Source organism: Coprobacter secundus subsp. similis, from assembly GCF_015097275.1.
GTDB lineage: Bacteria > Bacteroidota > Bacteroidia > Bacteroidales > Coprobacteraceae > Coprobacter > Coprobacter secundus.
The window spans coordinates 2,645,704-2,661,616 of sequence record NZ_AP023322.1 but is presented as its reverse complement, the minus strand read 5'-3'; the positions used below and the strand labels follow the sequence as shown (position 1 = coordinate 2,661,616).

Below are 15,913 nucleotides of genomic sequence, written 5' to 3'. Positions count from 1 at the left end.
ATTTTTCTGTTGATAAATTTTTTTATTTTTCATAAAGGATATGTGTAAATTTCTGTAATATTGATAAATAGGTTCGATTATTCTGTTATTTCTATTATTATCGGATGATCAGTTAGTTTTAATTTTAGTGATTTGATTTTTGATAATGTTTGTGTTGCATCGGTTCCTATTAATGGATTGTAAATAGAGATACTTTTATATCTTTTTTTAAAATGTATGTCGATGGCATCTGTTCCTCCGGTGTATTTTTCTCCCCAGATTATCAATTCATACGTCCCATCGCTTTTTTGTAGTAAAAGGTCATGTACTGTTTCCGGTTGGTTTGGGATATAGTATGATAAACTTCCAGGTTTTGGGGTCGGCTTATTATCCTCTAATATCGTTGTTAGATTATGTAAATAGATAGCTGCTTTCCTTGGTGTGTAGTTGGGGGTGTAAAATCCGAATTTTTGATTCCCTCCCTCGTCAGAGCGGTCTCTCAATATGTAAATTGCCGTATAACTCCATCCTCGTTTAAATTGTGCCAGATATAGGTTTAATAACAATTTTCCGTGTTGTTCCTCCGAAATGTTTTCATCGATAACAAGGCCGGTCTCTGTTGTTACTTTGGGGAGCGTTGCCAATTCGTTTTCATTATATCCTTTATGCTTTTTATACCAAGTTAAGCCATGATTATTGTATAGACCATCAACTTTGCAATCGCTGAAAGGAGAAGAGCTAATCCAGGTTTGGTTGTCATGTATTTTACCATTATCCCATGAGGGGTGTGTTATATAATTATGTATATTTACATAATCTGCGTATTGTGTCCCGTCGGGCATCGAAGTGTTTGCTCCTTTAGGGATATGTAGATATTGCAGACCGACGTTATCCGTCATTCCGCCACTTTCGCTAATGCTGAATACCGGGTATTTTTTTAGGAGCGGATCATTTTTGACTGCATAGTATAAATCCCGTTGCAATTTGGCTAATGGCATCCATGTATTGGCTTTGCCACCTTTTTCTCCTTGATATTCGATGCCCCAATTGTTTGGTTCGTTATTGCCTTCGATTGCTAATAGGGCATCTAATGCTGCAATTTCTCGAGCTCCGTTCAGTAATTGGGGAATATTGTTCCCTCCACTTCCCAATCCGTATGTAAATTTGATTCCAGCTTCATTTCGGAGCCGTTTGTATACTTCCATAGTTGTACCATCTTCATATCCTGATCGTAACCAACGGATTCCTAAATAGCGGGTGCATTCGATGGTTCTTTCTAAATTTTCACCACGTTTATTTATAGAAGAATTAGCCCCAATACTATTTAGAAAATCGTTTACACTTTGTGCTTGTATTTTTTTATGGGTATTGGGAAAACAAACATATGGAAATAGAGATATCCATATAAGAGATAAGATGTATTTCATTTTATTAAAATAATTAAGAGAAATGATAGATTCGGCATTTTATATGGCTTTATTAGGCTATCCCATATTCTTATTGTATATTTTATTTTACAATAATAAGGCGGCCAATAGAAACCTTGTTTCCTCCTACACGTACGGCATAGGCCCCTGGCTGTAAATTTATTTCATTACAGATATAATTTCTTTCAAAAGCAATAGTTTTGTAAACCTGGCAACCGGACATATCATAGATTTCGATATTGTATGATTCCCAAGGAGCAGAAATAGATATACATCCGTTAATAGTTGTTACAACTAATGCTTGGTCAGCTGTAGTTGAGGATATTCCTAAATAATAATCATCGTCATGTTCATCTCCACATGGGACAAGCTTATCTATATCTATATATTGTTCGTCACCTTTTTTCCTTAATGTTACTTTGGCATCAGTAGAGAATACATTATTTTGTTTCCAGGTAGCTAATAAACAAAAGCCTTTGGCAATAGAAAATGTCCCGTTTTCCCAATCAGGGGAGTAAGCACCTAAGATATTGGCATTGTCTACGATACAGATATCTCCACCGATACTTTTGATATTTTCGAGACCTTTCAGATTTTCAAAAACAGCATTATTATTTAGAATGAAATCTCCTCCGACAGTTTCTAAACTTATACCTGCTTTAAAGTCCCAAAACATCGTATTACATCCGGAGATTTCGAAATCACCGCCAACCTCTTTTAATACTTTTATGGATAATCCGCTGATGCGCCCCACATTAATCAATCTGAAATTTCCAGAGACTTTAGTTATATGTGTAAATGCATCGTTTTCCCAACCTTCTCCGAATCCGGTAACAAGGTTTGGGCAATTTTCAAGAATAAAATCTCCGTTTATTGTCGTATAATTTTTAAATCCGTTGGGATTTGTCAGATTCAGGCAATTTTTTATTATGATACTTCCTTGGCAGAGTATTTTATTAAAAAAATTTTCAGTAGTTTGTACTGACGATATATTGTCCCAGAGGGTAGTTCCTTTTATAATGGATACACAGTATTGTACTTGGTCGAGATTTCGGGTCGATATGTTTTTTAAAGTCAAGTTATTTACGATTTCGTATCCGTATGTTTTTTCTGCTAGAAATGCATTCAATTCTTCATCGCCATCGATGTAGTAACTTGGATATGTTTCGGGATCGATTTCTCCACCTTGAATATTTTTTCCCCCGACTTCGATAATTATCGGGTGATCGGTCATTGTGAGATCAAGAGATGAAATATTTTGTTCTTCTTTATAGAAATTTGTTCCTAAAGTAGGGTCGTATATTTTGACAGATCCCATTTTTTTATCGAATCTGACAGTAATATCATCTTTCCCGTTATTGTATTTTTCTCCCCATAAGATCAATGCGAAGGTAGTGTCGCTTTTTTGTAATAATAGGTCATGTACGGTTTCCGGTTGTCTGGGTATGAAATAGTTGAATGTACTTGTTTGAAAGTTGTTCTCTTTTCCCGATTTGAGAATCGTCGTGAAATTATGCAGATATATGGCAGATTTACGAGGGGAGTAATCGGCTTTATAAAAACCGAAGCTTTGATTACCGGCTTCGTCCGAACGATCTCTGAGCAGATAGATAGCGGTATAATCCCATCCTCTTTTAAACTGAGATAAGTATAAATTGAGATATAGGCGAGCTTGCATCTCTTCTGTTACTTCTCCTTCGATGGTGATACCGGTTTCTGTGGTAACTCGAGGAAGTGCCAATAATTCTTGGTCAGAGTATCCTTGAAATTTTTTGCCCCAAGTCAAACCATAATTTCCGTATAATCCGTCGACTGGACAGTTTGCTAACGGTTCAGAACTCAGCCATGTTTGGTTATCGTGTATACCCGGCCAAGAGCCATGAGAGATATAGTTATGACAATTAGCGTAATCAGCATATTGGGTCCCATTGGGCATTAAGGTATTAGCACCAGAAGGAATCGTCAAAAATTGTAATCCTACATTATCGGTTTGGGCACCACCTTCTGTTATAGTAAAAACCGGATAGTCTTTTAATATCGGGTCAGTTTTGGTCGTTTGGTATAAATCCCTTTGAAGTTTTGCTACGGGAATCCATGATTTGTCTCGTCCTCCCTGCACTCCTTCGTATGTCGGTCCCCAGTTATTAGGCTCATTATTTCCTTCGATAGCCAATAATGCTCCTGCATTTGCTAATTTCCGGGCATTAGTCAGTAATCGGTTTATGTCGTTGCCTCCACTGAGCAATCCATAACAACTTTTTACACCGGATTGTTGGTAAATATAAATCAAGTCATCTACCGGAATATTTCCTTCATAACCTGTTCGAAGCCAATGTATTCCCATATATTTTACGCATTCGAGTGTTTTATCGCGAGTTTCTCCCCGTGTAGAGATAGATGAATTTACTCCGATACTGTTTAAAAAGTCGGAGACCGGTATGGCATTAGATTGACCTTGTATGTTCAAAAGGATGGGAAAGTAAAATAATTCTATTAGGGACAATAGGATGTTTTTTTTCATCGGGAATAAATTTAGATGGTCTTCTTAGATGTGATAAATCAGTCTTCTAAATAGGGTAGTCCATTTCTAAAAATAGATTATATCTTATATTTTTAGAAATGGACTATCGCCAATGATATTATTTTTTTATTTCGATGATTATAGGATGGTTGGTCAGAACCAAATTTATAGATTTTTCTTTCGATAAAGTTTGCACAGCATCTGTACCAATCATCGGATTATAGATTTTTATATTGTTGTATTTTTTATTGAAATCGACATTGATTGTATCTGCTCCTCCTGTATAATTTTCTCCCCAGATGACTAAGTTGAATGAGCCGTCGCTTTTCTGGAGTAATAAGTCGTGTACGGTTTCCGGTTGTTCGGGAATATTGTAACAAAGTTTTCCAGGGGTTTCCATAGTCCCGTTATCGTTCAATATGGTCGTTAGGTTATGAAATGTAATAGCCCCTTTTCGTGGGGTATAGTCGGTATTATAAAAACCGAAAGTTTGGTTGCCGTCTTCGTCTGAACGATCTCTAAGAAGATAAAGAGCTGTATAGCTCCATCCCTGTTTAAATTGAGATAAATACAGATTCATGAATAAACAAGCCTGTTGCTCTTCCGAAACACCTTCATTAATAGTCGTTCCAGTTTCTGTCGTGACTTTTGGTAAAGTTTTCAACTCTTCTTCGGAATATCCCTGATATCCTTTTAACCAAGTTTTTCCATAATTTCCATATAATCCATCGACTGGGCATTCTTTGCTGGGAGATGCGCTTAACCAAGATTGATTATCATGTAGTGCCCCGTTATCCCAAGACGGATGAGAAATGTAATTGTGTACATTTGCATAGTCTGCATATTGTGTCCCAGCAGGCATAATCGTGTTTGCACCTTCCGGAATTGTTAAAAATTGGAGTCCTACATTATCTGTTTCGGCACCATTTTCACAAATGCTGAAAACCGGATAATCTTTTAATACTGAATCATTTTTGACAGCTTGATATAAGTCTCTTTGAAGTTTTGCGATGGGAATCCAAGATTTATCTCTACCGCCTTGTTCTTCGTTGTAAATAACGCCCCAGTTATTGGGTTCGTTGTTCCCTTCGATAGCTAATAAGGCTCCTTCTGCAGCCAGTTTTCGAGAGTTTTCTATCAGTCGATTTATATCTGTTCCTCCACTTAACAGTCCATAGCAACTTTTTGTTCCGCTATTTTTATAGATATAAACTAAGTCCTCCACGGGGATGTTACCTTCGTACCCAGTTCTAAACCAGCGTATGCCTAAGTATTTTACGCATTCAAGTGTTTTCTCCAAAGATTCTCCTCTTCTCGATATACTGGAATTGACACCGATGCTATTCAGAAATTCGTTGGCACTTTTTGCTTGTTTGCTGTTTTTTGTATTCGAAAAACAAAGGCAAGGAATTATCGCTATTGCTATTGAGACTATGACGTGTTTCATTGTTATATTTTTAGTGTATTGTAAAGAAAATAAAGAGAGAGTTTACAGAAAATAGTACTCTCTCTATTATTTATGTTAAAAATTTCGATTAATTGGCAGGTGTCCAACCATTAGAGTCGGGAAGGGAATTTACATCAATGATAGAACCATCTTTCCTTTCCAGTGAAATGGTTGCTGTAGATTTCACAATACCTTGTTTCAACCAGTATTTTATAATATCTAATCCGGCTCTCCATTCTTCAGAATTTGTCGGAATATCATTACCTTTTATAATAATATCTCCTCCAATCTCTGTTAAAGTATAGAATGGGGATAATGACCAGAAAGAAGGATTATTTTTGAGAATCAAACTTCCTCCGATTCTTTCGAGAGTCAATCCTTTCTTTGCATCGGAATTATATAGTTGCCAGAAATTCGTACAATCAGAAAATTCGAAATCACCACCGACTTCTTTAAGGTTGGGGAGTGTGTTTTCGCTGATGAATTTGTCATGTAATCCGATAACTCTGAAGTTTCCATCTACTTTTACTAAATTAGAGAAGGAATGTCCGGCCCATCCAGCTGCGCCACCAGTAATAGCTTTTGGACAGTTTTCGACGATAAAGTCTCCATGAATTTCGGTGTAGCCTTCCAAACCATTCATGTTTTCTAGATTAGGACAGTTTCTGATGACGATACCTCCCTGACAATTGATTTGGTCGAAGAACCCGGAAGTCGTGTTCCAATCATTGATTCCATCGACTGTAATAGTTCCTGTAACAGTTGCTACTCGGCTTGTGATTAGATTGAAAGCTTCTAATGTAATGTCTGATGCTGCTTCTGAGTTCGGACCTAAAATTGTTAAGTCGATTACCGTTGTCTTGGCACCTCCATTGACGAATGCCAACAATTCTTTTTGCGAGGCGAGAGTCCAGCTTTTCGGTGTTCCGTCATCGGGAACCGGATTCATACCATCGCAAGCATCGATGATCGAAAGATCAACGATATTTCCGGCATAGTCTTTTGCTGTAACTTGAGAAACATCGACGATACCTTTTTCGATCCATGCTTTTACCATACACCATCCCGGGCGTCCTGTCATACCATAATCGGGTATTCCGGATACACTGGTTCCGTTCTTTTCAATCAAAACAGAACCACCGATCGATTTCACGGATTCGTAACCTGCTAAACTATTTACTTTGGCATTGTTTCTGATAATTAGATCTCCTCCGATTGATTTTAATGACATGCTATATGTATCCATGTTCGAAATATTCGGGTTGCCGCTGATTTCTAAATCTCCTCCTACTGAGGCTAATAATGGGAATCCATTCAACTCGTCTCCTCGAGTACCCATGTACGAGTTATTTATCAATCTAAAGTCTCCTGCTACTTCTGTAATTCCGGAGAAACTATCTTGATTGCTTCCGGTATTCCACATTTTTATCGGTGTATTTTCGATGATTAAGTCTCCATTGACTCTTTTATAGTAACGAATACCATTACTATCGATTGCATCTCCATTTGCTGGAGTATTATTACGGAATACGATACCTCCGTTAATTTTTATGACATTGAAGAATCCTTGTGTCGTTGTAATTTTCGTCTCTTCGAATGTTACTGTTCCTCTGATTTCTTTAACCTTTTCCGAAACGAGTAATAATTCTGTATCGGTGATTTCTGTACCTTTTAATGTCAGGTTGTTTACAATTGTGTTTCCCGGTGTGAAGTTCTTTAGAGCTTCTTTCGAATCGATTACATAACTCAATATTCCTTCTTCTAATTTCCCGATATTGTCGACTAATTGAGCTGATCCGGAATGGTTGTTAGAACAACGTATCGTACCTTCGAAAAGATTATTGTCTTTTAAATATTTTAAAGGAAACAATCCGTAAGAATAGTCATTATTTTCCAACGGTTTGTCTTTTCCTAAAGACTCGTTATTGATTACGCTGAGCTTCCCGCTACCTCTTTCTACATTCAACAAGGCAGAAATGTCAGTAAGCAAAGGATTGTTATTGATCAGAATCGTCCCATTCAGTGTCTTCAAATTTTGCCAACCAGAGATTGCTTTTAGTTTTGCATTACCTTCGATCGTCAGAACTTCGGCGACAGATGTAAGGTTGGATAAATCCAATTTTTGAATACCGGTCCCTTTTATGATTAAAGTCCCGATCGATGTAAATTTCAAAGGAGATAAATCCAAAATATCTTCTCCTGATATAACCAAAGATTGTATCGATCCTCCACTCGTAAAATTATCGACATCTGTTTGCGTAGTAAGGGTGTAGTTGTCCCCACTGTCTATATCATCATCTTTACAGCCGATTGCAAATAGCATCACAAACAGTAAGCAGATACTTGTCAAATTTCTCAAAATTACCTTCATAGTATTTCTTTTAAAAAAAGAGTTTATATAGCGGGAAGAGGCTCGATATAAAGAGCCTTTTCCTGCATTTAGATTATGTTCATTTTACAACGATTAAGCGTCCGATCGATAAACCGTTGTGGTTTATTCGTACGGCATAGGCTCCGGATTTTAGATTCGAACCGTCGCATATTGTAACATTTTCGGTAGAAACGAATTGTTTGATGAGAGAGCCGGAAATATCATAAATTGTAACGGTATAGTTATTCCATGGTGCAGATATGTGAATGGCTTTGTCTGCAGTTTGGTAAATTACTATATCAGTATCGGCTTTTTCCATTTCCTGAGCAGTGATCCAGCCATCTCCGCAGTCGGGCAGATTATCAACATCCAGTACATTGTCTCCTCTTTTGAGTTCGATAGTAGCTGTAGTTTTTACGATTCCGTGTTGTTTCCAATTTTTTACTAGACAAAGTCCAGGTCTCCAATCTTCTGAATTTTCCGGTATATCGTTACCCGTGATGATTACATCGCCACCGATTTCTTGTAATTTATTCAATCCTTCTAAACTCCAGAATTTAGGATTATCTTTGATAATCAAACTACCGCCGATTCTGTCGAGCATTGTCCCATTTTGATTATCATGACTGTATATTTGCCAGAAAGTAGTACAGCCGGTCAATTCAAAATCACCGCCTACTTCGATTAAATTGGGTAAAGTTGCTTCACTCATGTTTCCTTCGATACCGATCAATCGTAAATTCCCTCCTACTTTCTCTAAATGAGAAAAGCTGTGGCCTCCCCATCCGTTTCCTGCTGCAGTGATAAATTTGGGACAATTTTCGATTACGAAATCTCCGTTGACGATGGTATAAGTGTCATTATCGAAACCGTTCGGCCATTGTAAGTTCGGACAGTTTTTCAGTATGATACCACCTTTGCATGCGATTTTGTCAAAGAAGTGCTCTGTATTTTCTACCAGTTCGTTATTTTCCCATGTTACTGTACCGGTAATAGCAGAAACTCGGTTTTGGACTTTGTCTAAACTGGTAATGTTTCCGCTGATTGTTAAATCTTTTATGATTTCTTTAATTCCCGGTTGGACAGCAATGAAAGCATCCATTTTTTCTTGGCTGTCTATGACATAACTTTCTCCCATTGTTGCAGGATTGTCTGTTGTCCCTAATTTGAACGATGCTGTAGTTTTTATAACATTCGTCGCGATTAATTTGGCAACCAGATCATAGCCGAAGAATGTGGAACTATTGTCCCATGTTCCGGAGTTGTTCGGGAGTTTAGGATTGTCGAAAATCGTAACGTCACCTCCTATCGATGTCAGGTTTTCGAATCCAACTAAATTCTCGAAAAGTGCGTTATTTGTTAGAGTCAAGCTTCCTCCGATACTTTCCAACGGCATTCCTCTGAGATCCCAAAATTCTTGTGCCAACCCGGAAATTTCAAAATCACCGCCTACTTCTTTTAAATTTCTCAATCCAGTGCCGGATACTCCACCGATATTGATTAATTTAAAATCTCCGGTGATTTTTGTGAGATTGTGTATTGCTGCATCTTGCCAACCGCCATGTCCGGTTCTCATGCTGGGACAATTTTCGATAATGAAGTCCCCGTTTATAGTCGTGTAATCCTGAAATCCGTTCGGATTATTTACCTCAGGACAATTTCTGATAATGATACTCCCTTCACAATTGATATTGTTAAAGAAGTTTTCGGTTGTGGTATAACCGACATTTTCCCACGTTACCGTACCTTTGATCGTCGATACACAACCGTTAATATTGTGTATTTCGGAGGTGGCAACGTCTTTAGAAATGTTTTTAAGAGTGAAATCCTGAACGGTCATGTGCCTTTCGGCGTAAGTCGCTTTAAAAGTTTTTAATTCGTCGTCTCCATCGATAACGAAACTTTCTTGCGAAAACACATTAGATGAGCTCCCCAGCATTACGACAAATAGTGTAGTGCTAAATAAATTTCGTGTCATCTTTTTCATAATAATCAATTTTAAAGTTAATAATTCAATAAAAATATAGTTATGGCATTTCGAACGAAGGCGGTATGGCCTCGGCTGTCGATGCCCATTTTTCATTTGGAAGTTTTCCCATAGTCAATTCCAGAGTCCCTCCATTTATTAAGTCTGTATGGGTAAACCAGGATTTGTTCCATTCTTGTCCATTTAGCCGTGCAGATTGTATATATTTATTTTCTGGGGCATAATTTTTACAGATGATCTTGAATACTTTCCCGTTATTTAATTGTATTTGTGTATTTTCGAATATGGGACTGCCTATTACATACATGGGCAGACCTGGGGTAATAGGATAAAATCCTAAAGATGAGAATACTACAAATGCAGACATACCTCCACCATCTTCGTCTCCGGGAATACCCATTACATCATTCCGGAACCACTGATTCATCAAGTGACGAATACGATACTGTGTTCGCCATGGTTCTCCGGCATAGTTATATAGATATGGAATATGCAGACAAGGTTCATTTCCCATTGAAAACTGGCCGACATTACCTGTGTGATCAGCATTTGTTGCAAAAAAATCGGGTTTCCATAATACAAGTTGCGTATTATACATTCGTTCAAGCTCTGCTACAAATTGTTTCTTGCCACCTATCATCTTTACTAAATCTGCGAAATTGTGTTGTAAGTCCCAGCGGTATATCCAGCCGTTGTTTTCATCATAATATTCACGGAATCCAATGCCTCCGGATAGTCCATAATCAAATGGTTCAATGAAATTGCCTTTACTATCTTTGGGATGGAAAAATCGAGTTTGGGGGTTGAATATTTTGTGATAATTCAAGCTTCTATTTAGGAAATATCTATAGTCTTCATTATTCCCTAATTGTTTTGCTATTTGAGCCAGGCACCATTCGTCATATACAGTTCCTAATGTTACGGCAACAGCTTGCCTTTTCTCAAATGAATTAACTTCGGCAACCGTTTCTTTTTCACCGATAGCTAATGAAGGGAAATACCCGTTTTCTTTGTAAAATTTATCTAATATACCGGCTTTTTCTGCAGACCAGGGGATTAAGGTTTTTTCTGTAATGGCTCCTTTACAAGCTTTATAAGCTTTATTCAGATCAAAATTTTTAATGCCTTTAACATAGGCATCTAAAAAGCAGGCCACTCCGTGATTACAATTCATGGAATGATTGTCTCCTCCTATCTCTGGGAAAGTTGGCATCCAATAATTGTCTCGTTGCTCGGCCATGCGAATAAAGGAGTTGAGAATTTCATTTTCTTTTTGGGGGTCAATGATTATACGTAGTGGATGTGCTGCCCGAAAGGTATCCCATAGCCAGTCATCGGTGTAAAAGGGCGTCCCTCCGTCATCATGTATTTTACCGTCGAAACCGCTATAATAATGTCCATCTTCGGAGATGCATATGGGGCGTTCGTATACTCTATACATTGAGGTATAAAATATCGTTTTTTGATTCTCGTCCGAACCTTTGACTTTTATCTTTCCCAATGCCTCGTTCCAAATATTTCTGCCTTGTTCGATAATTTTGTCGATATTGTAATCTGGAATTTCCCGGATTAGATTATTTTTGGCTTGTTCTTCGCTGATAAAAGATACTCCATATCGAATATTTATTTGTCGAGCATCAGCAAAGTGAAAAACAATACAATTGTCTTTTTCAGAAATATTTTTTATTTTACCGTCGGAGAGAGCATAAGTTGTTGTTGGCTGTTGTTCTGTTTCGAGATATAAATATGCTTTTGCATTTCCTATTTGCTGGTATCCAGATATGCTATTGCCTTTCGCTGTTAATCGGCCATTGTTCGTATTTATTACTAGATAGTTCGAGTCCGGTTGATAAAAGTTTATATTGTAGATAGCCGATTGATGAGACGGTGCAAATCTGACGTTTGCGTTAATATTGTCAAGATATACATTGTAATAGTAAGGTTTGATGTCTTCGTTATCGTAGTTATATGAAATAATGGGTTGTAGCCCGCTTTCTGCTCCTTGATATGGACTTAAATTGAACGCATGTATCCCACGGTGCGCAGTCAATAATATGGGCAGGCCTTTTAATTGATTCCCTGTGTAGTCATTGCGTTGGGGATATACTCTTAACATACTGTTTGGGAGATGGACAGTAGGGTATGTCGGAACCAGCATATGACTGATATTGCCTATGTATGGATTGACATAGTCTACAAGTTCTTTTTCTGGAGAAGCTTGTTTACAGCCGGTAAACAGAATCCAAATAAGGCTTGCAATAATAAATTTGGAATTATTGTTTTTCATATTCATCCTTGTTTGTTATAATGATAAAACCACACACACTTTAACATCTATTTGGATTGATATAATTTCTTAAAATCTTCTTTCTGTATTCCTTTGATTGTCAATGGATATATATCAATTTTTAAGTCGATTTTTCCTTTAGATACTTTCATTGTTTTTTCTCGTCCGAATATATCGATTACAGAAATTTTCTTAGTTTTCGGTAAAAAGAGAGTTTCAATAGCAGTATCTTTTTCACGCCAGATACATAATTGAGGTTCTCCCTGATTTTCGTAAGCAAAGCCATATGATGAACCTTTATATTTCCCTACGGGAATGGCGTGTCGATAGTTGTATACCATATTAGAATAAGCAACGGCTGAAGGTTTTACGGAGAACGACGGATAACGAACAATACCGAAATAGGATTCTGGATTTTGAGATCCAAACGGTTCGTCGGTCATCTCATACCAGAATACTTTAGATGCTCCATAGTAGAGATGCAATAAATAAGTCCTTACCAAGTAAGCAGCCTGCTCATATTCTGTGACAGGAACATATCTATCAATTTTGTCCGGTCTATCGTAGGTCGTCCAACCGACTTCGGTTACCCACATTTCGGTGGGTACATTCAATTCTTCTTGAAGCATTTTTTTATGTTCGGAATAGAATCCGGATGCAAATTGTTCCGTTTCAGGGTAAATAGATTTGTTTACATATGGATGGATAGATGTAATGTCTATATAGGGGGCTGCGTCTCTTTCTTTTACGAAATATTCTATCCATTCGTCCTCTCCCGGCCACATTAGTTTTAGTGTGGGGTCCACAGATTTAACTGAGTCATACATTTGTTTGATGAGGTCAGCGAAAGGCTTGCCCCAGCCTTGAGGTCTCCATTGTTGATTTTGAGGATGAGGCCATCGCTTCGACCACCCTCCAAAATTATTTGGTTCATTTTGAGATTCGTAAACAGAAAAATGGCCTTTGTGCATTTGTACGTATTTTTTCAGGATAGAAAGGTCGGCATCCCATCGCCAGATACTATCTGCTCCCTGTATACCGTTAAATGCGTCAATGTAGTTAAATAGAGCCAGCCAGCAGATATTTTTACTATCTAAATAATCAAGATAAGGGTCGCTTTTCAAACCTTTAGTTACAACGCCATACCAGTCGCTTTCGTCTCGAACCCAGGCAATGCCCAATTTTTTTTGTATATCTCCGATACGCCAATCTTTGTAGCGTTGATAATGCCCACAGATTCCGAATGGAGAATCCCAATCTTTTTGGGTCAGAGTAACATTGGGAATCACCCCAAATCCTTCTTCCGCTTTTTCAGAATTGATGTCAGAAGTTATTTGGAGGTAGTAATACCCCAAATCTTTTATTTTGAAAGGAAATATAACCTGATTCTCTTTTACAATATATGTTTTGGCTTTTTTCACGGGTTTATGATTTGCATCGAGAATAGTTATTTTTATTTTATTCAGTGAAGCATCATTTACTTTTATGGTAGCATATCCTGCTTCTTGAGGATTATAAACGGCTCCGGCTTGATCGAATTTTATTTCTACTGGGTTTACAGGCTTTTCTACAGTATTTGCAATTACGTATGTACTGAAAGTCAGTCCACATATCAATAAAGATAAGTGGTGCATCCATTTTAATTTTGTTCTATCCATGATGGTTGTCATATGAAGGGTTTGTTATTTTTAATTATTTAATCGGTGTATCGGTCATTTCGAATATTAATGTACCACCTTGCATAATCTGTTCATGAGTGATATGAGGTTCGGTCAACTCTTGTCCGTTTAATCGGACAGATTTAACATATTTGTTTTTTGCCGACAAATTGTCGGCTCTCATGGTGAATGTTTTATTCATCGGGAGATTAATCGTTGCCTGAGGTATTTGCGGAGCTCCAATTACATAAGTGCAATTTACTGTATTAACAGGGTAAAATCCGAGAGCTCCGAATATATACCATGCCGACATCTGTCCGCAATCATCGTTTCCACATAGGCCGTCGGCTTTAGGTTGGTAAAATTTGTCGAAAACTTCTCTCATCAATTCTGCTGTACGCCAATTTTTACCAATCATGCTGTAAAAATAGATAACATGATGGCTTGGTTCATTCCCTTGAGCATATTGTCCGATAAGTCCGGTAACATCTCCGACAAACCCGGTATTTTTAGCGGTAGATTCCAGAAAGAAAAGAGAATCTAATTTAGTTGCAAAAGCTTCTTTTCCACCCATTGCATTTATTAAAAAATCGACATCTTGTTGTACATGCCATGTATATTGCCAGGCATTTCCTTCAGTATAATCTCCTCCGGCAGTACCTGCATGGGATAGCTTGAATTTATCAAAAGGAGTTCTCCAGTTACCTTTAGAGTCTTTCCCTCTCATAAGTTTTGTTTCCGGGTCGAATAGGTTCTTGTAATAATTGGCTTTTTTCATAAAGAAAGAATAATCGTCTTCTTTCTTTAACTTTTTTGCCAATTGTGCTGCACAATAATCATCGTATGCTCCTTCTAAAGTCCGAGATACAGATTCTTCCTTAATAAGGTCGAAAGGATAGTATCCGTATTTGTTGTACATGTCCCAGTCTGAACGGTAATGATTTTCTGTCAAAGATTTTTTTACTGCAGCGTATGCCCTTTCCATATCTATACCAGGGATATTTTTCATACATGCCTCGACTACTACCGGGACTCCATGATTGCCTACCATACAATAATTTTCTTTACCCCATAAAGCCCATATCGGTAAAAATCCTTGTATATCGCTATGCATAAGCATGGTATTTATCAAGTCAGGTACTATATCGGGAGCTATGATTGTATATAAAGGATGTGCTGCTCGGTAAGTATCCCACAACGAGAATGTAGAGTAGTATTTCCCGGAGGGGGAGGTGTATATAGAATCGTCTGCTCCTCTATATTGCCCGTTTATGTCTGCAATATTGTTAGGTTGAAAAAATAAATGATACATTGAGGTATAAAAATTCTTTTTTTGGTCTTCTGAGCCTTCAATCTGAATTCGTGTTAGAAGATCTTCCCAAGCGTTCTCCGTATCACTTTTTATTTGTTCGAAATCCCAGTGACTAATTTCCGTCATCATATTCTCTTTTGCATTATCGATACTTACAGTAGAGAATGCTACTTTTGCCAACAAGGGCTGTCCTTTTTTTAATTTGAAATAAAATATTTTCATGGGAGCTTTATTTCCCATGTTTCCGGGAATAGTTTCTTGAGAAACAATAGGCTGGTCGAATTTGATGACATAGAATAATTGTCTTTCTACCCACCCCTTTAACTTATGATATCCGGTAATCGTATAGTCATCATCTACAACGATGTTTGCATCTAATACTCTATTATTGTATTGTTCTTCTGTGCTTACGGAACCACTTTGAAAATCGATGTATACTCCCGGATTTTCATCTTTAAAAGAATATCGATGTAGAGCTACGTGGGGAGTACATGTCAACTCTACGTTTACATGATTATCGGGCAATTCTACAGAATAATATCCAGGAGAGGCTATCTCTTTTTCTTTTAATACGGAACTTTTGTAATCGCTCCGTGTAGGAATTCCTGAGAATGGCATCATCAAGATGTCTCCCATATCAGGTATTCCTGTGCCGTTTAGTTTGTTTTGAGTGAATCCCCATATTAGAGAATCTTCATAGTTATATCCGCTACAATGTTCCCATCCGAAATTTCCAGATTGTGGACCCGGCTGCATGAAGCCTAAAGGATAGGCTGCAGCTGGGGTTGTGTGTCCCGTATATGCGGTTCCGACAAACGGATTTACGTACTGTATCAATCGTTTCTCTTTTTGCTCTTGATGACATGCATTGAATGTCAACAGTGAAAAAATAGCAAGTGTCAAAAGATTGGGCATGTATTTCAT

8 protein-coding genes are annotated in these 15,913 nt (G+C 37.6%); all 8 read right to left on the bottom strand.

All coding sequences use genetic code 11. From position 1 onward, the window contains the following. Window positions 1-77: 77 nt before the first annotated feature. The gene (locus Cop2CBH44_RS10765; RefSeq protein WP_200754793.1) at window positions 78-1,406 is read right to left on the bottom strand and encodes a glycosyl hydrolase; all 1,329 of its coding nucleotides are present in this window, start codon (window positions 1,404-1,406) and stop codon (window positions 78-80) included. Between the two features lie 82 nt (window positions 1,407-1,488). Beyond that, window positions 1,489-3,927 carry a T9SS type A sorting domain-containing protein gene (locus Cop2CBH44_RS10760; protein ID WP_200754792.1) on the bottom strand — a complete coding sequence of 813 codons (2,439 nt, stop codon included), beginning with the start codon at window positions 3,925-3,927 and terminating at the stop codon, window positions 1,489-1,491. A 118-nt stretch (window positions 3,928-4,045) separates the two neighbouring features. Beyond that, window positions 4,046-5,374 carry a glycosyl hydrolase gene (locus tag Cop2CBH44_RS10755; protein WP_200754791.1) on the bottom strand — a complete coding sequence of 443 codons (1,329 nt, stop codon included), beginning with the start codon at window positions 5,372-5,374 and terminating at the stop codon, window positions 4,046-4,048. An 88-nt stretch (window positions 5,375-5,462) separates the two neighbouring features. Further along, window positions 5,463-7,745, bottom strand: a complete 2,283-nt coding sequence (locus Cop2CBH44_RS10750; RefSeq protein ID WP_200754790.1) for a hypothetical protein — start codon at window positions 7,743-7,745, stop codon at window positions 5,463-5,465. 79 nt (window positions 7,746-7,824) lie between these two features. Beyond that, window positions 7,825-9,732, bottom strand: coding sequence for a T9SS type A sorting domain-containing protein (locus tag Cop2CBH44_RS10745; protein ID WP_200754789.1), 1,908 nt, complete (start codon window positions 9,730-9,732; stop codon window positions 7,825-7,827). A gap of 40 nt (window positions 9,733-9,772) precedes the next feature. Then, window positions 9,773-12,019, bottom strand: coding sequence for a GH92 family glycosyl hydrolase (locus Cop2CBH44_RS10740; RefSeq protein WP_200754788.1), 2,247 nt, complete (start codon window positions 12,017-12,019; stop codon window positions 9,773-9,775). Window positions 12,020-12,066: 47 nt separating this feature from the next. Continuing rightward, a complete protein-coding gene (locus tag Cop2CBH44_RS10735; RefSeq protein ID WP_200754787.1) occupies window positions 12,067-13,677 on the bottom strand; it encodes a hypothetical protein in 1,611 nt (536 codons plus the stop codon). Window positions 13,678-13,711: 34 nt separating this feature from the next. Then, window positions 13,712-15,913 carry a GH92 family glycosyl hydrolase gene (locus Cop2CBH44_RS10730; protein ID WP_338025677.1) on the bottom strand — a complete coding sequence of 734 codons (2,202 nt, stop codon included), beginning with the start codon at window positions 15,911-15,913 and terminating at the stop codon, window positions 13,712-13,714.

Excerpts from the sequence above, each read along its gene's own strand:
- Cop2CBH44_RS10730 (WP_338025677.1), bottom strand. The coding sequence starts at position 15,913 with ATGAAATACATGCCCAATCTTTTGACACTTGCTATTTTTTCACTGTTG.
- Cop2CBH44_RS10745 (WP_200754789.1), bottom strand. The coding sequence starts at position 9,732 with ATGAAAAAGATGACACGAAATTTATTTAGCACTACACTATTTGTCGTA.
- Cop2CBH44_RS10740 (WP_200754788.1), bottom strand. The coding sequence starts at position 12,019 with ATGAAAAACAATAATTCCAAATTTATTATTGCAAGCCTTATTTGGATT.
- Cop2CBH44_RS10750 (WP_200754790.1), bottom strand. The coding sequence starts at position 7,745 with ATGAAGGTAATTTTGAGAAATTTGACAAGTATCTGCTTACTGTTTGTG.
- Cop2CBH44_RS10765 (WP_200754793.1), bottom strand. The coding sequence starts at position 1,406 with ATGAAATACATCTTATCTCTTATATGGATATCTCTATTTCCATATGTT.
- Cop2CBH44_RS10735 (WP_200754787.1), bottom strand. The coding sequence starts at position 13,677 with ATGGATAGAACAAAATTAAAATGGATGCACCACTTATCTTTATTGATA.
- Cop2CBH44_RS10760 (WP_200754792.1), bottom strand. The coding sequence starts at position 3,927 with ATGAAAAAAAACATCCTATTGTCCCTAATAGAATTATTTTACTTTCCC.
- Cop2CBH44_RS10755 (WP_200754791.1), bottom strand. The coding sequence starts at position 5,374 with ATGAAACACGTCATAGTCTCAATAGCAATAGCGATAATTCCTTGCCTT.